This window comes from Candidatus Lokiarchaeum ossiferum, from assembly GCA_025839675.1.
GTDB lineage: Archaea > Asgardarchaeota > Lokiarchaeia > Sigyniarchaeales > Promethearchaeaceae > Lokiarchaeum > Lokiarchaeum ossiferum.
Genome location: CP104013.1, coordinates 4,296,901 through 4,322,009, shown reverse-complemented (window position 1 = coordinate 4,322,009; position 25,109 = coordinate 4,296,901). Strand labels below are relative to the sequence as shown.

The 25,109-nt window shown below is 34.3% G+C and carries 24 protein-coding genes; 13 read left to right on the top strand and 11 right to left on the bottom strand.

Annotation, left to right across the window (positions count from 1 at the left end; all coding sequences use genetic code 11):
• Nucleotides 1–31 precede the first annotated feature (31 nt).
• A complete protein-coding gene (locus NEF87_RS18490; RefSeq protein ID WP_371802946.1) occupies nucleotides 32–547 on the top strand; it encodes a UPF0179 family protein in 516 nt (171 codons plus the stop codon).
• A 25-nt stretch (nucleotides 548–572) separates the two neighbouring features.
• Here the strand turns inward: NEF87_RS18490 and NEF87_RS18485 are convergent, their stop codons facing one another.
• Nucleotides 573–1,601, bottom strand: coding sequence for an NAD(P)-dependent oxidoreductase (locus NEF87_RS18485; protein WP_457916983.1), 1,029 nt, complete (start codon nucleotides 1,599–1,601; stop codon nucleotides 573–575).
• A 321-nt stretch (nucleotides 1,602–1,922) separates the two neighbouring features.
• Between NEF87_RS18485 and NEF87_RS18480 the strand changes: the two genes are divergently transcribed.
• Nucleotides 1,923–3,068, top strand: coding sequence for a GNAT family N-acetyltransferase (locus NEF87_RS18480; RefSeq protein WP_457916982.1), 1,146 nt, complete (start codon nucleotides 1,923–1,925; stop codon nucleotides 3,066–3,068).
• 466 nt (nucleotides 3,069–3,534) lie between these two features.
• On the opposite strand, the gene NEF87_RS18475 is transcribed toward NEF87_RS18480, so the two are convergent.
• Entirely contained in the window at nucleotides 3,535–4,464 is a 930-nt protein-coding gene (locus NEF87_RS18475; protein WP_371802942.1) for an FKBP-type peptidyl-prolyl cis-trans isomerase, read from the bottom strand.
• A 110-nt stretch (nucleotides 4,465–4,574) separates the two neighbouring features.
• Between NEF87_RS18475 and NEF87_RS18470 the strand changes: the two genes are divergently transcribed.
• A complete protein-coding gene (locus tag NEF87_RS18470) occupies nucleotides 4,575–4,889 on the top strand; it encodes a hypothetical protein (protein WP_457916981.1) in 315 nt (104 codons plus the stop codon).
• 4 nt (nucleotides 4,890–4,893) lie between these two features.
• Here the strand turns inward: NEF87_RS18470 and NEF87_RS18465 are convergent, their stop codons facing one another.
• The gene (locus NEF87_RS18465; protein WP_457916980.1) at nucleotides 4,894–5,727 is read right to left on the bottom strand and encodes an L-2-amino-thiazoline-4-carboxylic acid hydrolase; all 834 of its coding nucleotides are present in this window, start codon (nucleotides 5,725–5,727) and stop codon (nucleotides 4,894–4,896) included.
• Between the two features lie 211 nt (nucleotides 5,728–5,938).
• On the opposite strand from NEF87_RS18465, the gene NEF87_RS18460 reads away from it, so the two are divergent.
• Nucleotides 5,939–6,427 (top strand): hypothetical protein, encoded by a 489-nt coding sequence (locus NEF87_RS18460; RefSeq protein WP_457916979.1) that lies wholly within the window; start codon nucleotides 5,939–5,941, stop codon nucleotides 6,425–6,427.
• A 26-nt stretch (nucleotides 6,428–6,453) separates the two neighbouring features.
• Here the strand turns inward: NEF87_RS18460 and NEF87_RS18455 are convergent, their stop codons facing one another.
• Nucleotides 6,454–6,828: a hypothetical protein gene (locus NEF87_RS18455; RefSeq protein ID WP_371802925.1), complete on the bottom strand. Its 375-nt coding sequence runs from the start codon at nucleotides 6,826–6,828 to the stop codon at nucleotides 6,454–6,456.
• 108 nt (nucleotides 6,829–6,936) lie between these two features.
• Here NEF87_RS18455 and NEF87_RS18450 point away from each other — a divergent pair, with 108 nt between their 5' ends.
• The 4 genes from NEF87_RS18450 to NEF87_RS18435 all read left to right on the top strand — a co-directional run bounded on the left by NEF87_RS18450 (nucleotide 6,937) and on the right by NEF87_RS18435 (nucleotide 10,376).
• Nucleotides 6,937–7,335, top strand: coding sequence for a RidA family protein (locus NEF87_RS18450; protein ID WP_457916978.1), 399 nt, complete (start codon nucleotides 6,937–6,939; stop codon nucleotides 7,333–7,335).
• A 96-nt stretch (nucleotides 7,336–7,431) separates the two neighbouring features.
• A complete protein-coding gene (locus NEF87_RS18445) occupies nucleotides 7,432–7,842 on the top strand; it encodes a hypothetical protein (protein WP_457916977.1) in 411 nt (136 codons plus the stop codon).
• A gap of 155 nt (nucleotides 7,843–7,997) precedes the next feature.
• The gene (locus NEF87_RS18440; protein ID WP_457916976.1) at nucleotides 7,998–9,614 is read left to right on the top strand and encodes a tryptophanase; all 1,617 of its coding nucleotides are present in this window, start codon (nucleotides 7,998–8,000) and stop codon (nucleotides 9,612–9,614) included.
• A gap of 66 nt (nucleotides 9,615–9,680) precedes the next feature.
• Complete coding sequence (locus NEF87_RS18435) at nucleotides 9,681–10,376, top strand: helix-turn-helix domain-containing protein (protein ID WP_371802921.1); 696 nt, start codon at nucleotides 9,681–9,683, stop codon at nucleotides 10,374–10,376.
• Here NEF87_RS18435 and NEF87_RS18430 read toward each other — a convergent pair.
• Together NEF87_RS18430 and NEF87_RS18425 are read right to left on the bottom strand one after the other, a co-directional pair.
• Nucleotides 10,373–11,380, bottom strand: coding sequence for a DUF6144 family protein (locus NEF87_RS18430; protein ID WP_457916975.1), 1,008 nt, complete (start codon nucleotides 11,378–11,380; stop codon nucleotides 10,373–10,375). The two genes, NEF87_RS18435 and NEF87_RS18430, sit on opposite strands and share 4 nt — an antisense overlap.
• 158 nt (nucleotides 11,381–11,538) lie before the next feature.
• On the bottom strand, nucleotides 11,539–14,661 hold the full coding sequence (locus tag NEF87_RS18425; protein WP_457916974.1) for an ABC transporter substrate-binding protein: 3,123 nt from the start codon (nucleotides 14,659–14,661) through the stop codon (nucleotides 11,539–11,541).
• Nucleotides 14,662–14,950: 289 nt separating this feature from the next.
• On the opposite strand from NEF87_RS18425, the gene NEF87_RS18420 reads away from it, so the two are divergent.
• Entirely contained in the window at nucleotides 14,951–16,156 is a 1,206-nt protein-coding gene (locus NEF87_RS18420; protein WP_371802918.1) for a hypothetical protein, read from the top strand.
• A gap of 125 nt (nucleotides 16,157–16,281) precedes the next feature.
• Here NEF87_RS18420 and NEF87_RS18415 read toward each other — a convergent pair whose 3' ends face one another.
• Both NEF87_RS18415 and NEF87_RS18410 read right to left on the bottom strand, forming a co-directional pair.
• Complete coding sequence (locus NEF87_RS18415) at nucleotides 16,282–16,497, bottom strand: DUF1059 domain-containing protein (protein WP_371802917.1); 216 nt, start codon at nucleotides 16,495–16,497, stop codon at nucleotides 16,282–16,284.
• Nucleotides 16,498–16,704: 207 nt separating this feature from the next.
• A complete protein-coding gene (locus NEF87_RS18410) occupies nucleotides 16,705–17,385 on the bottom strand; it encodes a class I SAM-dependent methyltransferase (protein ID WP_457916973.1) in 681 nt (226 codons plus the stop codon).
• A gap of 78 nt (nucleotides 17,386–17,463) precedes the next feature.
• Here NEF87_RS18410 and NEF87_RS18405 point away from each other — a divergent pair, with 78 nt between their 5' ends.
• A complete protein-coding gene (locus tag NEF87_RS18405) occupies nucleotides 17,464–18,354 on the top strand; it encodes a helix-turn-helix domain-containing protein (RefSeq protein WP_457916972.1) in 891 nt (296 codons plus the stop codon).
• A gap of 236 nt (nucleotides 18,355–18,590) precedes the next feature.
• A complete protein-coding gene (locus tag NEF87_RS18400; RefSeq protein WP_457916971.1) occupies nucleotides 18,591–21,224 on the top strand; it encodes a type ISP restriction/modification enzyme in 2,634 nt (877 codons plus the stop codon).
• A 3-nt stretch (nucleotides 21,225–21,227) separates the two neighbouring features.
• On the opposite strand, the gene NEF87_RS18395 is transcribed toward NEF87_RS18400, so the two are convergent.
• Nucleotides 21,228–22,577, bottom strand: a complete 1,350-nt coding sequence (locus tag NEF87_RS18395) for a PAS domain-containing protein (protein ID WP_457916970.1) — start codon at nucleotides 22,575–22,577, stop codon at nucleotides 21,228–21,230.
• A 142-nt stretch (nucleotides 22,578–22,719) separates the two neighbouring features.
• On the opposite strand from NEF87_RS18395, the gene NEF87_RS18390 reads away from it, so the two are divergent.
• A complete protein-coding gene (locus NEF87_RS18390) occupies nucleotides 22,720–23,301 on the top strand; it encodes an HD domain-containing protein (RefSeq protein ID WP_457916969.1) in 582 nt (193 codons plus the stop codon).
• Nucleotides 23,302–23,344: 43 nt separating this feature from the next.
• Nucleotides 23,345–23,767, top strand: coding sequence for a nucleoside 2-deoxyribosyltransferase (locus NEF87_RS18385; protein ID WP_457916968.1), 423 nt, complete (start codon nucleotides 23,345–23,347; stop codon nucleotides 23,765–23,767).
• Here the strand turns inward: NEF87_RS18385 and NEF87_RS18380 are convergent.
• Both NEF87_RS18380 and cyaB read right to left on the bottom strand, forming a co-directional pair.
• On the bottom strand, nucleotides 23,764–24,474 hold the full coding sequence (locus NEF87_RS18380; RefSeq protein ID WP_457916967.1) for a DNA alkylation repair protein: 711 nt from the start codon (nucleotides 24,472–24,474) through the stop codon (nucleotides 23,764–23,766). The two genes, NEF87_RS18385 and NEF87_RS18380, sit on opposite strands and share 4 nt — an antisense overlap.
• 15 nt (nucleotides 24,475–24,489) lie before the next feature.
• Nucleotides 24,490–25,080 (bottom strand): class IV adenylate cyclase, encoded by a 591-nt coding sequence (gene cyaB / locus NEF87_RS18375; RefSeq protein WP_371802909.1) that lies wholly within the window; start codon nucleotides 25,078–25,080, stop codon nucleotides 24,490–24,492.
• Nucleotides 25,081–25,109: the final 29 nt, after the last annotated feature.

The following is a 25,109-nucleotide window of genomic DNA, read 5'->3' as shown; positions in this document are numbered from 1 at the left end:
TCCCAAACTCAATGCGATTGTTAGATGTTCTATGGTTGAATTTGTTGATCAATGTTCTTTTAAAAGGATCAAATATTATGTTTTCATATTAGCGATGGCTTTAATGACTTTTCTCGGGAAATCATTTGCATATAAAGGATTTCAATTTTTCTTTCAAGAACCAAAGCAAGAATGTCCGACTACATGTACACTCTATGAGACATGTCAACAAAATTTAACTCCAAATACCGTTTATGAAGTAGTAGAAATCTTAGATCGGGTCATTCCGTGTCCAGAAGATTTTCATGAGGAAGACATGGTATTAGTTAAGATTAAAAAACCCGTATTGTTTGCTTCCATGCACAATAAGGACATTTATGAAGGTTCGATACTCGATTTTACTCCTGTTGGCTGCGATCACGATGATTGTGTGTATCATAAATATTGTCAACCACATAGCCTGATGATTCAAAGAGGTCAAAAAGTGAAACTGGTCCAACGGATGAAAAAAATCAAAAAATGCCCCCGAGGGTTGCATTTATCAGTTGTACGTTTTCAAAAAAAATAATCGAGTGCAATATAAAAAACCCAATTTAGTATTCATTTGCAATATTCACTTGATTAATAAAGTCTTTTTTTCCTTCCGAAATTTTGGTCAAATTTTCAACCACCTCATCCCAACGATCGAGGTTATCAAAGGGCGAAGCGGCTCGATGCGGAGAGAGTACAATGTTAGGCAATTCATGAAAGGGAAAATGATAGGGAAATTTCTGATTATCTGTGTTTGGTTCGGGAGAATAATCATACCACACATCAATGGCAGCCCCAGCAATTCGATTTTCATTTAAAGCATAATAAAGATCTTCTTCGTTGATTACTTGCCCACGGGCGACAGAGACTAAAAATCCAGTACGTCCTAACCGATTTAATTCATCCTTTTGGATCATATTAACCGTATTCCCCGTTTGAGGAACGGCAACAATACAAAAATCAATGTTTCCCATGAATTTCCGAATTTCGGAAGGTTCATACCGAGTCACTGGAGTTAACAATTGTTCATTGGTGTTTTCCCAAGATCTTCGTAAAATGGAAAACTCACATTGAAACGCAGATAAAAGCTGATGAACTTTCTTGTTGATCGCCCCATAACCAATTAAACCGACTTTCTTCTTCCAAAGGGGCACGGATTTGGCCTCCGAATCCCCAGTTCGCCATTTTCCTTGCTTCATCCAGTCATGATGAAGAATTATTTTATTGGTTAGCGAGAGTAAGAGAGCCACCGCATGTTGAGCGGTAAAATAAGAATTACCATGGCCATTTACTAAAATTATTTGATCCTTTCTTTCAAGATCTCGAAATATGGGAATTAAATGCTGCACACCCGCCCCTGGATTGATGAAAAGCTTTAGTTGATCTGCAGATTGGAGCATTTTTATGTCCGGACGCCACCCAATTATAACCGATGCTTTCGGTGCTAAACTTAATAAGTTTTCTTCAGATAGATCCTTTGGAAAAATTAGATTAAGATTAGATAGTTGTTCTAACTTCGATTTCAGGTAAGTTTTTAGTCGTTCATTTACATCCCAGATAAATAGCACACTAATTTTGCTTAGATTTTCCACATAAACGCCTCGAATGTCAAATATTAAGTATATTTTTTATAAACAAATATATTATAAACAAATTTTTATTTCTCAAATACTCTCTATCATTAGAATATATTTATTTTATGTATTGTAAGTAAGCATCAATTTTAATCAACTTTGGAATGAACAATTGTCTGCATGTAAGAGGTAGGCAGATTCAAAAGTGCTTATTTACAATGTTTAACGTACTTTCTTTCTCTTTTAACTTCTCTTCTTATACAGCAATCTGTTTCTTCAAGAGACCATTAAAAATGTGATATGCATGATAAAATATTTCAAGTAGAGAACGTGAAAAAAATGATACACCTATTGCAAAAAGAGAAATATGCCCAAGTACGACAGTTATTTGAAGAAGTGGCAATCAACTTGAACTGCATTGCAGTTTTAAATCATGATAACGATGGGAAAGTCTGGGTGGATGATATACACACACCCAGTTCAGCTTTTTTAGTAGATAATCAATATTCAATGTATTTGGTTGGAAACACAGCAAATAAACAGTTTAATTACGGAATCGGAGAGATCATAAAAAAACAAATTTGGCCCATAATGAAACCAGAACACGGGGAGTGGGTCATATATTTCTCCAATCCAAAATGGAATTCCATATTTGATAGTGATTTCCATCTTAGCGATTATATTTTGCTCAAACGATGTTTTTTTATGTTGCAATCCCAGAAAAACCCATCATGGAAGGAACAGATCCCCAAAGACTGTAAAATGTGGAAAATTAAAGATATTCTTGGACGGGAAGAATTAATCAACTACAAAAAAATGATGGAGGAAATTTACTCCCAATGGAGGTCTCTTGAAGAATTTTCAAAACATGGATTTGGATATGTGGTGATTAAAAATGGTACTGAAATCATATCTCGCGCCATGGCAGATTTTGTTACAGAAAATAAAGCAGAAATGGGAGTATGGACCGAAGAACAGCATCGAAGAGCAGGTTTAGGAACGATTTCAGTTGCCGCTTGTATTGAAGAATGTCTGCAAAGGAAAATTACAGTAGCGTGGCATTGTTCCGAACACAACACAGCATCGCAAAAGACAGCCAAACGAGCGGGATTCTTGCTTCAAAAACAATATACAGCAGTATTGGGCTTTTTTGATGAGTATCAAAGATTTATCGAAAATTCATGGTATAAAGGGTTATACCTAAATCAACCCGAAATTGGTTTAAAATATATTAAACGTGCTTTAAAATTGAAACCAGTAGATCAGACGGCCTTAAGTATTTTAGCCATTCTCCAAGTAAAACTTGGGCGTTATGAAGGAGTAATTACCACCTTCAACAAAATGTTATTGATAAATATGGAAAATCCACATCAATTCTATTATCAATTCTGTTTAGATCCTGATTTTGAAAGTGTTCATGGATTACCAAGGTGGAAATTATTTCAACAATCGGTTTTTACCAAATATCCGGATCTAAAAAAATGAATTTCTTTTTTCATGTTTTTTTGTATTCAAGAAACAATTCAAAAAGAAGAGAAGAAAAAAAGTGTGTGTGATTGAATGAAACAGATTCTGTCGTAGGGCCTCAATATTTAGGATACAACTGGTCTTGATGCAGCAACATCAAATTTAGAGCAAATGTGAAGGTAAATTAATGGTGAGTGTATCGAATAAATATCAAAGTTTTGAATCGTTTAATCCGTATGTATAAGAAAAATATATGAATATAAACTTACTTCAAAATTGTGTCAATTTTGGCCCAAACAGTCAACAAATTTACACATTTTATTAAAATTAGCAAGATTTATTAATAAATTGAAAAACTCAAAAAAGTCCTTATTTTATTCTGAAGTTGTTGATTTGAATTTATAGATAGCAATTTGATAATTCAAAATAAGAAAGTAAGAAGGAAAAAAAGTTAAAAATCAGAGTAATTTTAGAGAAAGTGAGCTTATTCTTCGTGATCATGGTCGTGATCATGGTCGTGTTCGTGATCATGTTCAGCCACTGGAGCAGGAGTTTTTGCAAACACTTCAACAAATTTGACTGTATCTACATCAGGTAAATGTTCTTGTAAATCCATGGAAGCACCCATTTTGAAGTAAATTCCTCCTTGTTGTTGAGCTAATTGGAACATTAACATTTGAGGAATTTCGACTTCAAGAGTTTTTGATTCAGCATCGTGGTCAAATTTGAACATTTCACCCATACTTTGCATTCCACCTAAACGACGACCTAATAATGCGGAGGCTTGCCCTTCAAATCCTTCAACTTTATCGGTTACCTTGACACGGTATTGGATTTTCTTTCCAGCGAGAGGATGGTTGAAATCAACTAATAATCGTCCTTGTGCAGCACGTAAAACAACTCCTGATCGCCCTTTTTTATCTTTATATTGAGCACCTGGATAAGGTTTTTCATTATTCATGTCTTTCATGAATTGTTTTTGGCTGACTTTTTCAATTTTTTTGCCTTCACGTTCTCCAAATGCATCTACTGGTTCAAGATCAACAGTTTTTTCTTCAAAGAATTTGATTCCACTCTTTAAAATTTCATCAATTTTATCTTCCACGAACCCTTTCTTACCAACAATAGCAAGATCATTGATATATCGGGCATCGTTTTTTGGATCGTAATTAGGTAATAATTTAGCATCTTCCACGTTGCTGGCTTGGAACACCATGTTATTAGCCTCATCTTCTTCAAGAGTTTTGCCTAACACATCTACAAAAACCATATCGCCTTCCGCAACAGTTTCCTTTGCAAGTTTCTTTTTGCGCTTTTCGGCGTCTTTTGCCTTTTTCTCTTCTTCTTCGCGCTTGGTTTTTTCTTCTTCAGTCTCTTCGACTTCTACATCAACAATTTTTTCTTCGTCTGCCATAAGATTCACAACTATAATTTCGATTTAAAAAGTTATTAAATACAAATCTTCAAATCATGCAATGACCTTTAAGTTATGTATGCGAAAGTATGCAATTAGTATGTGATAGTATGACATCAAGTAAACGAATTTCAATTACAGTTTCTGAGAAGGAATTGACTCTTTGGAATGAAGTAAACCCGCGTGAAAGTTTATCCGCTTTTATAAGGGAAGCAGTCAATGAATATGTGAAAATTCAAACTCCTGAACAAAAAATGTCTCTATTTGATTTTTTTTTAAAACAAAATGATGAATTTTCGCAAATTAAGAAAAAATTAATTCATCTTGAACGAATAGAGGGAGAATTAATTGATTTAACCGCCGCCATGGCGAAATTTGACATGATTGATATTGTTGGGGATCAATGGGAAATTAAAAAAAAGTAAATTTTCAGCACAATTTTTCCCAGAATTCCTTGATAGGATGTTCCAATTTTTGATGAATACGGGTATCATGATAACAAAAATCGCACATTTTACTTCCTTGCAAGATTGTCTCTTTGCGAGTTAGCTCAAAGTGCTCATTTTTTGCTTTGGGTGTGAAAAAGTCCCCATAACAAATCAGAAAATACATCAATTCTGGATCTTCCACTTGCTGCAAGGCTTCTCCCCAAACACAACCCACTACTTTATTGATGAAATGTTGATCGTCATCTTCCCCACTAATGAAATTATGAGTACGTGTGCATAAACCATCAATCCATTCCCCAAATTCCCTAACAGAATTCATCTTCTTTTGATCAGGTCTTGGCTTTGTATAATTAATTTCAGCGATTTGACGGGTAATCGCATAAGCCATTTCTTTCCCTTGCAAATTCATTAACGCATGGAAGAAATAATAGACATGATAATAAGCACAACGAATATAATCCCCAAAAGGAACGACGAGAAAATCATCTCGGTCTAAAAACTCTTTTCCTGCAAGAGAAAAGTTTTCCAAATGTAAAAAGGATAGCAATGCTTGCTGAATAATTTGAATCTTCGGAAGATGTGCACCCAACAATTTCCACTTGTCTTGCGATAGTTCTGAAATGGGAAATCCTTTCGAGGTTTGTGTTGGATTAATTTTGCTAGTGAGAATTTTGAAATATTCAGTAAGCGTAGTGTCAAGCCAGTCGGGCTTAATTTTTTGAAATTCTTGCAAAAACATATCCAATTCATCAAGCTCTCCTTGGAAAAATTGAAGTAACCCTATTTTTTGGGTTCGATTATCTTCTTTTTTCATAGATTTAGTTATTGATATCATATATACGATATTAAATATTCGAATCATATATTAATTTTTTGATGAATTGAATATCAGATTTTTATTCTCTAACGCAGTTCCAAAAATTCTTAAAGGACAAAAAAAGGTAGAATACATATCTCTATAGAAACTCCACAACAAACAATCTATTGTATAATCCATTTATACAAAAAACGGGATAAACAATAACATGAAATCAGTACCCTTAATCGACGAAATTTGGATATTAACCGAAAATGGTCTAACTTTATACAATGAACAATTTTTAGAAGAACAGAGTGCAGATTTGTTTGGAGGTTTCATTTCTGCCATCAATGCGTTTGCTTCTGAAATTGGGATGGAGGAAGTTCAAATGATTAAAGGGAAAAACTATAAATTAACTCTTGCTCATTACGAAGATCATCGTTTAACCTTCGTTGTTCGAACTCCCCTCGATCAGAAAGACACCAAAATTATCTCTTATCTTGGATATCTAAAAAAGAAATTTGTGGATTATTATGCAGAAGATCTGCTTGATTGGAAGGGAGAAATGGAAGAATTCAAGGAAATTAAAGAATTATTTGATTTAGAACGAGATCAGTTAGAGATTTACCAAAAAAATATCTATTCTTCAATTCCAAACTCGGATTTTCTTCCTGAACAAAGAATTCTGTATGATAAGATAGAAAAAGAAGAATAAGAAAGACACCCTCAAATAAGGGATAATTATTTTTGAGTAAACTTCTTACGCAAATCAACAATAGAGAGCTCCGAATTTGGATCTTGGTGGAGTCCTTTTGGATCATATTTTGCACTTAATTGTTGCGATCTTTCTTGAAATAAAGAAGGTCCAGAAGAATTTAATCCGATTCTCACATCAAAATTACGTGTTAATTTTTGGGGCATGTGGGAAAGCGATTTGTTTTTCTTATACATATCATCAAATTGAAGATCAGTTGGTACATGAATACCATCTTTACTTGGAACGGGCATGGGTATCTCTCGTGCGGCCGGTTTCACTAGTTGAATCTTTGGTTTGACCCCAACTTGCATTTGGCAGTGGGGGCATGTCTCCATTAGAAAGCCATGTTCGCAGTTCATATTACTAGAAACATATCTGCAATACCTTAAATTTTTACTGATGAGAATTGATAAGCAAGAAGTGAAAATTACAATAATTTTTTTTACATCGCTGATTTACAAAAAATTATGGCAAAAGAAATCATCAATGCGGAAGCCGCACCAAAAGCAGTCGGACCTTATTCTCACGCTGTTAAAGTGGGGAAGACTCTTTATCTTTCAGGGCAAATCCCTCTAGATCCTAAGACAGGTGTAATCGTCGGAGAAACAATTGAAGCCCAAACAAAGCAATGTTTTTCAAACATTCAAGCAGTCTTAGACGCTGCAGGATTCACTTTGGGAGATGTTGTTATATGTGATGTCTTTTTGAAGGACATGAATGAATTTGGACTTATGAATCAAGTTTATGCAACCACGTTTGAGCCCTATTGCAAAACCACAGGATATCCTGCTCGGGCAGCTGTAGAAGTTGCGCGGTTACCCAAAGATGTAAAAATAGAGATCAAAGCAACAGCCATTAAAGAATAAATGTTTTTCATGCTTTTTTTTTTATAACTTCTTTGGTAATTTTCCAAAATAATGATAAGAAGTGTTTTTTTCTTTCTGGAATGAATTTATTGAATAATGATGAATACTAGCTATAAAGATAAAAACCGACCCCCAAATGGTCTGAAGATTGCATTCAAAATTCATTTTCTAATAGATTATTTAATTGCCCTCCCACTCTTTTTATTCCCCGTCCAAATGCTGAATCTATTTGGATGGGATTCAATTGATCCGGTGGCATCACGAATTTCTGCAGCAGCTTTATTTGGAATAGGAGGCATTTCCCTCGTGGCTCAGAAATCTTCATTGGAGATTTATGAAATATTATTAAAACTAAAATTAATTTGGTCAGCAGGAGCAATAATTGGAATTTTGATCTCAATAATTCAATTTTCAATGTTTAATTCTTTCATTCTTTGGTTGTTTTTCACAACTTTTCTTGGATTTAACATAGTATGGGTTTACTGGATCAAGAAATTGAGGATTTAATCCATCCATCAGACACAAACGGGAACATCATCCAATATCACAAAAAAAAACCTTTTTTTAGAAAATCATTAAATACTTCCTCCAATAATATGTACTTGATCCTATTTTCAACAAACATATCATTTTTTGTGATATTGTGAAGGAATGATTTTAAAATGAAACCAATGCATAAATTAGGAACTCCCGTTCCCACCCATAAAGCTTATGTTGTTAGGAATTATAAAGACGTTTCTTTAGAACAACGTGCCCGTGCACTTAAGGAAACCGAATATAACATGTTCTCTTTTCCTGCTGATCTGTTAAATTTAGATTATCTCTCAGATAGCGGTTCTACTTCAATGACAGATCTCCAATGGTCCGCTTTAATTCATGGAGATGAATCTTACGGCCGAAATAAAGGATATTATGTATTATTAGACGCATTTCGGGATGTTTTTGAACGTGGTGATAATCCTAAAAAAGCCATTAATCTCGTTCTTTCAGGGGAAGATGATGTTGAAAAATTGATGAAAGAACTCTATCTCACATCTTTTGAAGGAGGATTTATTAATGGAGGCGTTCACCAATTAGCTCGACCTAACACATTTATTTGCCCTCAAGGCCGTGCTGCTGAACACCTTCTCTTTTCAACTTTAGCAGAAGTGCTTTTTGAAATCGACCCAAACAAAAAATATTGTATTCCAAATAACGGTCATTTTGATACAACCGGAGCAAATATTCGGGCAGTCAATATTGAACCGGTCAATTTATTTGACAAATCCATTGTCCTAAATCATTTTCCACACGAAGATATGGACAAACGAAACCCATTCAAAGGAGATATGGATGTAGAAGGATTGGAAAAATTAATTCAAACTCGTGGAGTAGATTCAATCCCTCTTATCTTATTGACCATTACAAATAATTCGGTCGCAGGACAACCAGTATCAATGGCCAATATCAAAGCAGTCCACAAGGTAGCAGACAAATATGAGATCCCATTCTTCTTTGATGCATGTCGTTTTGCAGAAAATGCCTACTTCATTAAAGAGTTTGAGGAAGGTTATCAAGATAAATCAGTAAGGGCTATCATCCAAGAGATGTTTTCGCATGTTGATGGTTTCACAATCAGTTTAAAAAAAGATGGATTGGCAAATATGGGAGGACTACTCGCCATTCGAGATAAGGGAGTGTTTAGCACAAAGTATTCAATTAATGGGACGCAAATTGGAACTCGTTTGAAAGAAAAACAAATAGTTACACTTGGAAATGACTCTTATGGAGCATTAAGTGGCCGAGATATTATGGCACTCGCTGTAGGCCTTCATGAAGTGGTAAAAGAACCTTATCTTCGCTCAAGAATCACTCAGACCCGGTATTTAGCCAAAAAATTAGCAGAAAATAATGTGCCAGTTGTTTTACCTGCGGGAGGTCATGCAGTCTATATTGATATGGATCGCTTCTTAGAAGGGACCTGTATGAAAACGGAAGATTTTGGTGGCGTTGGATTCTCAATTGAATTAGTAAAGCATTATGGAATTAGATCTTGTGAACTAGGTCCATTTGCTTTTGAATGGGATCAACGAACCGAGGAACAACGCAAGGGCATTTTAAATTTGGTGCGCTTTGCGATTCCTCGAAATGCCTACAGCCTTTCAGATATGGATTACACGGTAGCAGCGGTCACAGAACTCTACAAGAATAAAGATCAAATCCCAAGAGTCAGAATTTCACGCGGAGCAGAATTAAGTTTGCGTCATTTTCAAACCGGATTAGTTCCTGAATATAAATAATTCTCAACGAGAAAGCACACGTTTACATCTTTCCTTTTTTTTTAGATTTCAAAGGATTCAAACCTCATGGAAGCAAATACTACATCATCTCAAGTACCAGAAAAAATTGAGATTTTTAAAACATTAAATAGTAAACCAAGGTTACAAGCATTATTGTATTTGTTTATCTACCGGAAGCTTAATCTCACCGAGTTAAGCAAATTTTTGGGAAAAACGAAGAACACCACCGTTTATCATATGAAGTTAATGGCAAATCAAGGCTTGATTTTAGAATCCGATCAAATCATAGAAGGCTCTATTAAACCCTTAAAAAATTATGAATTAAGCGCTGATTTTTATAAGACGGTCTTCATGGATTTTGGAGATTTGGCAAACTTACCCGAATCTCAAATAATTGGCTATTCCCGCAATATTTTCCGCTGGAATACATTACTCTTTGAAACCGTACGGGAATTAATGCGTGAAATCAGCCTCTTTAGTGAAACAAGTGAAAAATCCATCAAATCATCTCAAGATGCCCTTCAATTTCACACAAATCCATCAAATCACATTCCGAGGGATCTCATTCCCTTATCAGAAAATGGATATAAGGAATATATGAAGCTTTATCAAGATTTTAAGGAAAAAACACTGGCTCTTATTGAAAAAGAAGAATTGAAAGAGAATATCGCACGACCATATCTCGCTTTTAATATGGTGTTACCTATCAAGACATTAGTAGAATTACGACATACGAAAGGGAAAAAAGGAAAAAAATCTTAAACAACGGGATGATTTTTGGTTTTTTCCACAATTTCTGAGGGTAAATGAATCGCAAATTCGCAAAATTTACCCCCCATCATCACAGAATCAAGCAATTCAACATCGACTTCGCAGTCAAGCACTGCCTCCCAATAATTTTTCATAAAACCCCCGCTACAATTACAAAATATTGGATCAATGGGTTGGTCTTCTTCAAGAAAAGCTTCTCGAATCATCGGATTATGGCATACATAATAATTACGCTTTCGTTGATCAGTTTCTTCTAATACTTTGTTAGTCATATATGGAATCTTTTTCATGTAGATCGTATCCCCTTTTCGGATACCCGCACTGATACTTTGATCACTTTTTACAAAATCCAACACTTCTCTGGTAACAGGTTGCGTGAAAAATAAACTATTCTCATTAAAACACTTGGTTAGATTCTCCACTAAAGTTTGATGCTTAATTTTGAGGAGTTCGTCCACATTTTGGAGTTTCTTAAAAGTCTCATGACCTTTTACATAAGCTTGGGGATACTTATCGCGCAAGCCCGTTTTGAAAAATTGGACACTTTTTTCAGGACCTAATTTGTCAATTATACGAGAAACAAGAATTTTTGCAATTTCTGGTTTTTTTTTTGGATGGGTTCCTAAAGGAGGTAATTCTACATCAGTGAAAATTTCGTCATGGAATTTTTGTCCAAATTTCGCAATTAGTTGCTTAGATAAATTAGGGAACATTTCTCCCCCATCGATTATTTCCATAATTGCATTTATTATCTCAAAATTGTTCAAATAGTAGCCATAATAGAGGATATACACAAAATTTTGTTCAGTGTTGATTCTCCTTTCAATCATTTGTGCAACAAAATTTTGAACAAGATCATAAGTGATGTTTCTTGCATCCGCCCCAACCGAGTGCAAATATGTTTCAAAATCTTGCATTAAACTTAAAGCGGCTTCACATTTTTCCGAAGAAATATTTTTCTGTGTTAAATACTCAATATATTTGGATAAGGACATAATTTCATTAGCTCCATATTATATACAATATTTTATCCAGCATGCTTTAAAAATTAAGCCTCTCGCTAGATTTCTAAATTTAAAAATTTAGAAATTAAGATCTATGACTGGAAAATGTAAGAAAAATAATTAGTAAAAAAACCTCAAAGCTAGACGATTTACAACTCATGGTGTAGGGAATCAATATCCTTCCTTTTATGTTGTCTCATCTTCATAAATACCTCAATCACCCCTAAAATTGCAAGAATTCCAGCGATGATACTAAAAATTTGATAGATTGGTATAGTTGAATTGAATGGATTTTCGACGGTAAATTCAATAATACTAGAAGCGAGAGTTATATTCTGATTTTCGACGAGAATTAGAAGATACCATGTTCCATCATCTAAATTGGATAAAGTATAATTATCTGGGATCTCTTTGGTAAACATTATATAAGGTTCCATAGATCCAATATTATCTTTAGTAAATTTTGTAGAAGATAGATAAATGGACAGATTATCCAATACAGGCATTATAGGACCATCCCATGAAATGCAACATGAACCAAAAGGTCTTATTCTGGAATTAATAGTAATTGATAATAGACTCTCAATCTGAGGAATACTTGATTGATTTAGAGGATCTGAATCAAATTCAAGCTCCATAGAATCACTAATCCCATCCCCATCCGTATCATAATTCAAAGCATCAGTAAAATGAAGCATCAATTCATCAAAGTCAGATAATCCATCCCCATCTGAATCACTACTTGTAGCATTTGTAAAGTAAAGTTTCAGTTCATTAAAATCTGATAACCCATCTCCATCAGTATCATTGCTCGTGGCATTAGTAGAATAGACCAATAGTTCATCAAAATCAGATAAGCTGTCCCCATCAGTATCATTACTCGTGGCATTAGTAGAATAGACCATTAGTTCGTCAAAATCAGATAAATTGTCCCCATCGCTGTCATCATTCGAAGCATTAGTGGAATAAACCATCAATTCATCAAAATCGGATATACTATCACCATCAGAATCGCTATCCGAAGCATTAGTAGAATAGAGAAATATTTCATTATAATCAAATAAACCATCCCCATCGGTATCATTGTTCGTAGCATTTGTGGAATAAAGTATCAATTCTTCAAAATCTGAAATACTATCGCCATCAGTATCACTATCCGAAGCATTAGTAGAATAGAGAAATATTTCATTATAATCGAATAAACCATCCCCATCGGTATCATTATTCGTAGCATTAGTTAAATACATTATAAGTTCCAAATTATCTGACAATCCATCATCATCACTATCAGAATCATCAGGTATGGTAGAATTTCCATATTCCCATGCATTAATCAATCCATCTAGATCACTATCTAAAATTCCATCACCATTATCCAATGGATCAAGAGAATATGTAAGTTCCCATGCATCAGGCATCCCGTCGCTATCAGTATCTTCATTATATGGATTTGTAAAATAAATCGAATACTCATCCCAACTAGATATTGCATCATTATCGGGATCTGCAAATATATTGGTATTAAGATCAATTATATTAACTGTTTCATTATTCCAAGTACAAGCGAAAAACTCTTGTTTCCCCCAAGAATTTAATAAAAATCCGCTTAAATTGGTTGACCAAGCTCCAAAAATTTTAGGAGAAAATAAGTTTGCAACGGGCATAAGATCTTCTACTAAATAACGTTGAATTTCATCAACTATTGTTTGGAGAGTCAATACATCAATTTCATTGGTTCCATTCAAAAGTAGCGATTGCAGATAGGGATCATTGATATTTGCAAGATTACTGACTGAATTATTTGAGAATAATGGAGTTAACCAAGCAAGGGCATCGTTATAATCAGCACCCCATCCAGTTACATAAAGATTGAGCTCATCTTTTGTATGTCCATTTATCTCGTATAAATATTCTGCAAATTCCCCCCAAGTTAAATTCACATTATTGACTTTGATTCCAATATATCCAAGATTATCCGTAATAATAGCACCTATTGTTTTCCGAGTATAGGATCCATCATTATAAGTATAATTAACAGTAAGAGCAGGAGTAGTTTCAGTGAGATTTTGCCATTCCTCATCGGATGAAAGTTGTGTCAATCCACTAGACATATTCATGTCAATGATTATTTGTCGAGCTTGAGTGATGTTCATCGTCGCATAGTTGAAGCTCTCATTTGACCCAGATAGCCCAGATGGTAAAGGAGACTTTAATCTTGAATTTGGAGGATTTGATATGTTTAGGATTTCGGTGTAATTAATGCCAAAGGAAATAGCCTTACGAAAAGTTTGATTGATGTAATTATTATTCATACACAAGTATTGACCAACCAATGATTCTGGACCTTCTTGAAAAGTGATATCACTTGATGCATTGTATACATCAAAGTAATCAACAGAGGGAGAATCAACCATATCGATTGTTCCATTTATCAGACTCAAGTTTAAATCTTCAACATTGTCATATACTACCCATATCATTCTTTTAATACCCGGAATTCCTCTATGATAAAAAGGCCAATAATCGAAGGTGATAGAGTCTTGATCTATAAACTCTGTAAAACAATAAGGACCGGTTCCAACCAAGCTCTCAGCACTTGCATTAAGAAATCGATGTAGAGGGGTTGAATGGGGAGATATGATATAAGATCCAGAAAAAGTTAGCATTCCTTTAAAAGGTGAATATGGGTAGTTTAATTTGAAAGATATATATGTTTCATTCACAACAGTGATGTTTTGGATAACAAATGTATCATTCACTGGAGTATAAACACTTGCTATTAGAGGATACACTTCAGATAATCCGGAACTATTAGTAATCATATCTTTTAATCTGTCGAAATTCCATTTTACTGCAGTTGCATTAAAACGAGTCCCATCATGAAAGTAAATATTTTCCATCAAAGTGACATTAAAAATTGTTCCATCCCCATTCCAGATACCCTCATCACTTGCAAGCCTAGGAATTATAGAATGAGCTGGATCTGAGAGATTGGTGGAAAATAATCCTTCACAAATCTGATCTATGACTTCAATACTGGATGAGTCCCAGGCGTTAAGAGGATCAATCGCAGTTATATCATATGGGTGACCCAAAACAAAAATGGTTTCATTTGTAAAGGAATAAGCAGACCTTATATCTGAATATACAGATGATTTATCAGGGGATTTTTCGGTAATTTGATTGAGTATATTTATATTTGATCCGATCTCCAGTGTCATAACAAAAAGGAGCAGGACAATTTTTGAGAAATGCTTAGATTTTACGATCATTTGATTTCACATCACTTATATACCTCATGTTTGTATAGATTTTTCCATTAATGTAATTACGAAATATTGGTATAAAAATTCATCCAATTTATATCGAGATGAATCATCATTGTAGCGTTTTAGCCCTTAAATTGAGGTGACATGATCAAAAAATGACTTAAGAAGTATGTTCTAAGGAGAAAATCTTAATTTCATCAAAAAATCGGGATTTATAATTGGAGTAATTGATCTTTTTCATAGCAATTTTAAAGTAAGTAGATTTTAAGGGAAGTTCTGAGAAATAATCATCATGGTAGTTTATTTTGCATTTTTATTTCATATTTATCAACCTCCCGTCCAAATTGCTCCCGTTATCAAACAAATTGTTAAGGAATCTTATCGCCCTATTTTGGATGCCCTCCGAGATCACCCAAACGCAAAGATTTCACTAAATATTAATGCTACACTCACGGAGCAGTTAGATGATTATGGTTATCGAGATGTAATAGAAGGAATTTCCACATTAGCTTCACGTGGTCAGATAGATTTCACAGGCTCTGGAAAATTTCACCCTTTACTCCCCTTAATACCAGAACCGGAGATTTTACGACAAATCAAGTTGAATAATGACACCAACCGTCAATATTTTGGTAATATTTACAAACCAAGAGGATTTTTCCCGCCCGAAATGGCAATCAGCGAAGAAATATTTCCTGCAATCAAGAAAATGGGATTTGATTGGGTTATTAGTTCAGGAATTGCGAATTCTTTGTCAGAATTTCCAACAACTAGCATATCACAACACAATAAAACAGGATTAGGTTTAGTTTTTCGAGATGATTATACATCTATTGATTGTGCTTTTGATAAATTAAACAATATTGAAGCCTTTGCTAATCGATTGAAATATAAGAACCAAGATCAAGATTATTATGTCATTTTGGCTATGGACGGTGAAACCTTCGGGCATCATGTAAAACATGCGATTAAAGACTTTTTAATCCCTCTTTTCGAAGCATTACCTCATAGAGATGATATTAAAATGTGCACTGTTTCGGAAATAGTGGATCGCTTTCCGAAAGGGCAGAAGCAATCCCCAAAAGCATCCAGTTGGAGCACTATGCCCTATGATTTAGATCGAGGCGTCCCATTCCCTCTATGGTTTGATCCAAATAATCCACTTCACCAAGAACAACACCATTTTATTATGTATGCCTTAACAACAGTCCATCTAGCTCAAAAATACTATGACAGTATGAATGATGACCAGAAAGGACTATATAATAATGCCCGTAGTTTTCTCGACAGGGGAATTCATTCATGTCAGCAATGGTGGGCATCCAAACGACCATGGTATTCACCAGATATGATTGTTCGAGGCTTAAGTGAAATATTGCTCGCAAGTATTAATGCTAAGCGCAGTATCCCAGATGTAAATCCAGATATTCCTGATGCCATGCAATTGATATTGGAAGAAATGTTAAGGGCTCACAATAAAATAATCCTATCGCTTTAAATGGAGTATAAAAGTCCGTTTTTTTTCTCTTCTGAAAAAAGTGTTATTCAATAAATAAATGAAATCATCCTTTTTTCCTTGGGTTATAAAATAGAATGAGATTATAAAAAAAAGAGAAAGATTTTCTACCAGTTTATTTCAAAATCTGTTTCTTCTTCCTCATACGTAATTTCCTCAATTACATTTTCAATTTTTCTTCGTAATTCAGGTGAAATTTCCTCCATTTCGTGATCCCATTGATAATGTTCCATTGCGTACTTTATCAGACTAGAGCGTGTACTAGCCACTTCTTCCCAATTACAATTGAAGCCACAACTTTCACATCGGAAACTGTAATACATTTTGAATATCTTCTTATTACTTTTTTTTCAAATTGATAAATCCAATTTGTATGTATTTAAACATGATCTGACCTATTAAACCTATGTAAATTCAAGAATCACTCCAATTTACTAAAATACGCATTGAAATGAGGAAAATCAAGAAAAAAAAAGCAAAGAAGACCTTAGAATGATGTTGTTCTAGGAAGACCAAATTCTTAAAAAAAATTATGTTTGAATCGTTAAACCTAACATTTCGGAATGAACGCTCCAATTGCACAATGGAATCTTTTTTAATATTTCGATTAATTCCATCGGAGTATAACTTGCATCTATGGAAGATTTCCAATATTTCGCCATTTTTCCAGCCAACAAACGTCCAAACACATTCACAATAAACTTTTCTCCAAAATTTAGATTCCTTCGTTCATCGTGAATGAATAATTCCCCAGATGGTTTAAGAACCCGCTGTATTTCTTTAAAACCTTTGAATGGGTTTTCCCAATGGTGCAAAGAGTCATTGGAAAAAACTATATCAAATGAGTCATCCGTAAAATCATCCATGGACTCTACAAATCCATAAACATAGCGGATTTGAGTATCTACATGTTCTTCAAAAGTATTTTGGGTCGCAACCTCAATCATATCTTTTGAAGCTTCCAACCCAATTATTTGGACATCAGGTCGTTGTTGTGCAACTAATATTCCAATCCATCCAGGACCCGGCCCAATTTCCAATAACTTTCCATTTTGGGGAATCACATGTTGAATCAACATTCGTGAAACCAATTTTTTATAATCACTCAGACGGTGCTTTTTAATAAAATCACTGTATAAATTCATATCATAATCTTCAGTATTTTCAATGGCTCCCCCTTCGGGAATACGTGGTGGTAGTTTTCTACTCATAGTAATCACATCGAATGTGCTATGATCAAAATATGAAAATAAAAACATATATCTACTGTATACCTACAAGTATACACTGTGATTATAAACGAAGTTATCAATAATTTGATATCCTTTGGTTTATCTAAAGAAGAAGCCCTAATGTATTGCTTTTTACTCCAAGAAAAATCAGCCACAGTGGCAGAAATTTACCAATCCCCTTATTTTTCAAAGAAAAAACGACCCAATTTATATAAAATTATAAAAAACTTGAAAGAGAAGGGTTTTTTGTTTGAAGAGATGAAAAAGAAAAAGAAACGTTTTTTCCCCCTTAACCCTCAAAACATCCTAAATCTTATTATTCAAGAAAAGGAAATGAAATTGCAGAGATTGAAGCAAACTTCTGAGGGATTAATCCTTGATCTTGATACAATTGTGGCTCAACCAAACACTAAGTTTGATATCATGCCTCCTTTGTTAAAAGAAATTGTTAGCAAAATCAAAAAGAAGAAATGGATCATCAAAGAAATTCCAGAGGTGCATAATGCAAGTGGAATGGAAACAGTTATGAGTGTGGAGTTTGATACCAGGCGAAATTTTCGGGCCGATTCCGCAGGGATTGTAATCTTTAAATACAGATATAAAGAACATTTAGAAGAAGCCATTCCAAGAGTAATCCAAAAACAAGAAGCTCAATTTCAGGATGCTTTAGAAAATGTCCAAGATCAACTTCCTTTTGGTTTTGAGGAAATAAAGTTCTCGTCTAAAATATTAGATATTGATAATACTAACCACATTCCTTATCGGAAACTAGAGATAAAAACCAAATTTTTAGGAAAAATGCATGGAGGATTTACAGTTCTGAAATTTCACCAATATCCCACAGTTTTACTCTCGATCTGGAGCGCAAACTTACCAGATTTCAAAGAAATATTAACTAGGACTTTACAAAATTATCAAATATCTTCAGTAAGCCTTGAAAAGGATTGACAAAAACAAATTTTTTACGTTTTTATATAGATCGGTCTTAATTTGGAAGTATGGAAAATTCTTAGCTAAAATCGAAGTCGAGGAGAAATATGGAGAAATCTCCCTTTGAAAATTTTTTGCAGATATTTTATGTCAAATTGAAGAAAAGAGCAATCTCCTAACATTTATATTATCAATACGAATAGTATATATTATTAGATTAACATATGTTGTCAAGTGGTTAATAGGTTAATATTATGATCTCTTCAAAACCAATTCAAGCATCTTCTCAGAAAAATAGAGACTATCAGACAACTCTGGCAAATATAAAGAAAATGATACCACTTTTAGCAAATATTGCTAAGGATATTAAAGAATACGCCCTGGAATTCATGAGAACTATTGACAAACTTGAAATAAAAGAACACAACTTTACTCCTTCTAATTTAGGGATTGACTCTGAACTATTTCAAAAGGATGAATTATTTGCCGAATTATATACTCAATCAATTATTTATGGTACTTTTTGTTCTTGGATAAAATTTTGCTCTTCACACAAAGATTCCACTAAGTTTACTATCAAAAATTTGGCTTCAAATCACCCTTATGGCAAAATTTTACACAAAATGTATGGTAATTCGAGGAATTCACTATCTAATATATTTCGATCTTTAATAGATGAACTGATCAATGTTTTTCAAACAACAACCTTTCATACTTTATTAAATAATTCAGAATCCCTAATTACGACTTTTTACAGTGAATTTTTACTGTATTATGATCCATTAACCGCCAAACAAAATGGAATGATATATACACCAGAACCGATTGTAATTTTCATGTATGATGCCATCCATCACTTATGTCAGACTAAGTTAAATATACCAAATGGAGTGATCGGTTCAACACGGAAAAATAAGAAGGAAAATTTGATATTTTTGGATCCAGCAGCCGGAACTATGGCTTTCGCTGGTGGATTGTTGAAATATACAGGACTAAAATTTCAGCATCAATTTGGACAACAATCCAAGAAATATAAAGATAATTTCCAACTTTGGTTAAAAGACTATTTTTTTCCCTACTTTTATTCCTTTGAAGTATTACCGGCACCTTACGTATTGGGTCATATCCGATTGTTGCATACTCTTGATAGACTCGATGTTCCTTTCCAAGGTGAAGAACTCAATATCAAATATTTTTTGCAAAATACTTTAGATTCTGCGAGTAATCATAAATTTAAATCGAAAATGACCACTTCTGGGGATACCATTGTGATAATTGGTAACCCTCCATATAATTTAAGTTCTCAAAATAACTGCAAGTGGATCACTGAAAAAATTCAGGATTATAAACAGGGATTACAGGAAAAAAATCAAAAAATTCTTGCTGATGACTATGTGAAATTCATCCGGTTTGCTCAATGGAAAGTGGAACAAGTTGGAACAGGCGTAGTTGCAATGATCACAAATAGTCGTTACCTGGAAGGACAAATGTTTTCCGTAATGCGGAACTCATTACGACAAACCTTTGATCATATATATATTGTAGATTTGCATGGAGATATGCGTAAAAAAGAGAGTGGAAATCCATTTGATATCAGAGTTGGAGTGTGCATCGCCTTCATGGTTCGGATCGACAATCGTCCGAATAAAAATGCAGCAATACATTACATGGATGTACCCCAAAATACCCGGGAAGAAAAATTTGCCATTTTAGCACAAGGATTTGAGGAAGGGTTGTTTGAATTATTACCTGAAACTAAGAAGAATTATTTTGTGAAACTGGACATGGAACACCTCGATCGTTATGAAACTTTTACTCCAATTAATAAATTTTTTAAAAGAACTCCCACAAGCGGTATTATGGCAGGAAGAGATCATTTGGTGATGGATACAGATGAAACAACCGTTAGATCTAACTTAACAAAATTCTTTAACAAAGATTTTGAAACATTGGAGCAATTGAAAGTTAAAGTCCACGATTCCAAGTCTTGGAAGAAAGAAAAAATATTCTCCCAAACCAATTTAGAAGATGCAAAAAACACCATTCAAACTGTTCAATATAGGGGATTTGATCACAGATATATTGCTTATGATAGAAGCATTGTGGAAGGTCACCGTATGGGCTATATTGATCAAATTAATCAAGGTAACCCTGCAATTACGGTATCAAAATCATCCCGAAAACCTCAGTTTTGCACCGCATTCATTTCAACTCGTTTGATAGAGAAATGTTTTATGTCTGTTACTGATACCGCGTATGCATTTCTCTTGAACTATGATGGGCAATCAAATGTTTTACTGCCAATATTGGATTTTACAACATCTCAAGAAGAGTTTTTCTATTATATCTATGGAGTCTTATTTTCACCAACTTATAGAACTCGATATGATGCCTATCTACGCAAATCCTTCCCCGGAATTCCACTTCCATCGAATCAAGAATATTACCGAAGATTAAGTGAACTCGGGTTTAAACTGGCTCAAGCTCACACCCTGAATATCTCAATTGATCCATCATTGGAAACCGCAGATATTGCCCCAGATCAATGGATAATTCAAAATTTCAGATTTGATAAAAGAAAAGAATGCATTTTCTTTAATGACCTAAAGAAAAACCCATCAACTGGTTCAAGTGATTTGAGTACACCTTGGATTAAAGGAATCAGCCAAGCAATGTGGGAATTTCAAATTGGAAATATCCCGCAACTCTCACAATTTTTAAAATCACGTCAATTTAATTCAACTCAAAAGTGGAATACTCTTCAACGAGGATTAACGCATGAAGAATTGATCATTTTTCTCAAGATATGTTCAGCGATTAAAAAAACACTCCAACTACTACCTCTCTTGGATTCAATTTATCAAAAAATGGATGTAATTGGCTTTTAATTTTTATGCGGTTTTATCTTCATCGATAAAATCAGGGTACAATCGGCGAGCACAATCAGGGCATAATCCGTGGGAAAACTCAATATCGGAATTCGATCGTAGGAAATCTTCGATTTGATGATAATAACCTGCATCATCCCGAACTTTTTTGCATTCAGCACAAATCGGGAGGAGTCCTCCAAGTTGCTTCACATGAGATAAGGCGGTTTGAAGGTCATTTATCAACTTTTCTTTTTCACGTTCCGCAATCTTGCGTTCAGTAATATCAGTATGAGTCCCAATGAAGCGGGTGGGAGTCCCATGATCATCCCATTCCATAACCTTCCCCCGATCGAGAATCCACTTATAAGAACCATCTTTGCATAGGAGACGATGTTCGTTAACATACCACTCAGTTTTTCCTTGAATATGTTCATTAATATCACTATATGCTTGAACTTTATCTTCAGGATGAACTAATTTATCCCATTCCATCAAATCATGGCTAATTTCGTCAGGTGCATAACCAAGCATTTTCTTCCAGTTTTCTGAAAAAAAAACACTATTTGTAACTAAATTCCAATCCCAAACACCATCTTGATTGCATTCTAATGCAAAGGTCCACCGATCTTCACTAATTTTGAGTCTTTTCTCCATTTCTTTTCGTTTAGTGATATCAGAGATAATTCCATATGAGCTAATTTTCTTTTTATGTTCAGCAATGGCCAACGCACGTTCGTGTATCCATTTCAATGTACCATCTTTATGGTAAATGCGATATTCTAAATCAAAAGGCATACCTTCTGCAAAAATTTGCTCAGAAACTTTTTGTAACTTTGGAAGATCGTCAGGATGCACTATTTTTGCCCACATTTCATTCGTTATTTCACTGGGAGTATATCCTAAAATATTCACTATATTTTCACTGATATAACTCATTTGACTGCGTCCATCTTCCTTATACAAAACGTCCGGAATATTGTTCTGTAAAGAGCGATATTTAGCTTCACTTTCTTCTAAATTAATCTGATGTTTGATAAGTTCAGTAATATCGGATACAATCCCTTCAATAACATATGTTCCATTTGTCTCTTTCAAATCATAAGTTCTATCATTTAACCACAGCCAATTCCCTGATTTATGACAGAGCCGATAGCGAAGGTTGAAAGATTGTCCCAATTCAAGTGCTTGTTTGAAATGTAATTTTACCAACTCAACATCATCCGGATGAAGAAGAGAAAACCAAGTTTTCTTTTGAATCTCTTCATTTGAATATCCTGTGATTTGCTTAACCGATCCTTTTGTAAAAATGGGCGATTTCCCTTCAGATAATTCCCATAACGCATCAGTTACTTTTTCATTATTTCCAAACATGAACATAAGTAATAAGCTGAAAGAACCTATAGGAGTTAGGATTTTTTTTTAAAGATATTAATGTAAGATTCATTTAATTTTATAAGAATTTTAGATAAGCATTATTGTGGATTGTTCCAAAAAAAGAGAGGATCGTAATTTATTGGAATCGAAGATTGAGGAGATCATCGCATTTGCAAGAATAAACTATGTATCAACAGATGACCTACATGGATTAGGGCATGTTGAACGAGTTATTCATCTCGCGAAAAAAATTCATGATCAAGAAGGGGGATCTTGGCACAAAATTCAATGTATCGGTTGGTTGCATGATATTGGAAGAAAGTTTGAAAAGGTTGAAAACGAACATCATGCAACAATTTCAGCAAAAATGAGCCGCAATTTATTAATGAAACTCAATATTGCAGAATCTGTTGTAGAAGAGATCGTTCAGGGCATTTTAAGCCACTCATTTTCAATTGGTGGTACCGCTCAGACCTTGGAAGCAAAAATTATTTCCGATGCAGATAAATTAGATGCTCTCGGTGCCGTGGGGATATATCGAGTGTGCGCCTATCAAGGACAAAGGTTACAGGGAATCAGAGCCGTTATAGATCACTGTGACGATAAATTATTCAAATTAATAGAGAAAATGTATTTGCCATATAGCAAACAATTGGCTAAGGAACGAACCTATCGCATCCGCCAATTCCAAAGTGAACTTATTGAAGAATTAAATCATTGATCAAAAACGAAAAACCTATTTTTTCACATGCATTTCTAGGAGCATGAAGATATATCTGGCTATCAAATATCATCCGGATAACACGAATAGAGAATTCATAACAGAATTAGCAAATAAATTAGAAAACGCGGGAATTGACTCAATTATAGCAGTGAAAGACTTAGAACAATGGGGAAAAATTCATTTTACACCCCAAAAGTTGATGGATCTAAGTTTTAAACAAATCGACTTATGCGATGCTTTGGTATTAGAATTTTCTGAAAAAGGAGTAGGTTTAGGAATTGAGGCCGGTTATTGCTATGCACGAAAAATTCCAATCTATGTAATCGCAAAACAAGGATCTGATATATCAAACACAATTCAAGGTATTGCCACAGAAATTTACCTTTATGATCAACTTTCCGAATTAGATGAATATTTTGAAAAAATCAACCTATCATTTCAGCGGCAAATTGAGGCATCTTAAATTTCACCATGGAGATATTTTTTCCTTAAGGGCTCATCGAATTTTTCAATAGCATAGCGAAGCATTGTCCGCGGCATTGTCTTATAATATACTTTGAGAAATTCTTCTTCTCGGGGTAGATTTCGATTCCCAACTTCCCGGAGCATCCATCCAACAGCCTTATGAATTAAATCGTGCTTATGTTGGAGTAGAATTTTTGATATTTTGAGGGCGTCATCATAATCTTCATGACGAATGTAGCAAAAGGTTGCAATTATTGCAATTCTCTGGAGCCACAATTGATTGCTGGTAGCATATTCATATAGCAAATCACGTTTCTTATCTTCCAAATAAGCCCCTAAGATTTTATGGGCGGTTGAATCTACGAGATCCCAGTTATTCACAGCGTTGATATTTTTTAGGTAAAAATCACAAATTCTTTTTCTCTGAGACTCTTCCTTAGCCTTTTCAAACTGAAGCACTAAAATAAATAAAGCGCACATCCGGACCTCATGATATTCATCTTGAATCAAAACAGATAATTCGTTAAAGGTAAAATCTTTATATTTTTTGGCCACTTTGCGGATATTTGGAACCCGAATCCCTAAGAATTTATCCCCTTCCCCATACCCTCCGGGAAAGGCTTTGAAAAATTTGGGGAACATCGAAGCTTTTTCTTCTTCAATGAATTGAATCAAATCTTGTTGGCACTCATCTATACGAGACATAATTTTTCTTCTCTATTAAGTCAATTTTGAAAGAACTAATTCCAAATATGATTCTACGATTGTATCTTGTTCTGTATACCCAAGATAGTTAACAAAATTCAAAAGAATTTGTTTTGTTGCGCTCATTTCTTCTTCGGAACCCACCATCATCTCAGCTTCAAAATACAATCCATCCAAATGCTCAATTTGATCGATTAAACATTCAATCGGATGACCATCAAAAATGATTTCATGAACTTCACGCTGTTTCTTAACAGAAATAACTTTTTGATATCCTAAAGCCAATAAAATCTCATCCATTTGGTGAGCCTCAACGACATGACATACATGTTCGATGCGAGATTTAACAGTTTTATCTAATTTTGGCCCTTTATATGTCAGATCATGGCATTCTTTGATAATTTCATGAGATACGGGATGTTTCTCAATAGAAGACCGTAAACGAAGCGCTTCATCAGTCTTCGCAAAATCACCGATAGTTGGGGGAAGATTATAATATCGATCAGTATGATGCAAATCAACAGGATGGGAATGATCTAAAGAGGAAAGCTTGGAACGCAATTCTTCGATATTGGTAATTTTTAATTTAATCTCCATTTCAAACATGAGTGGTTCTCCTGTATTCTATACAATAA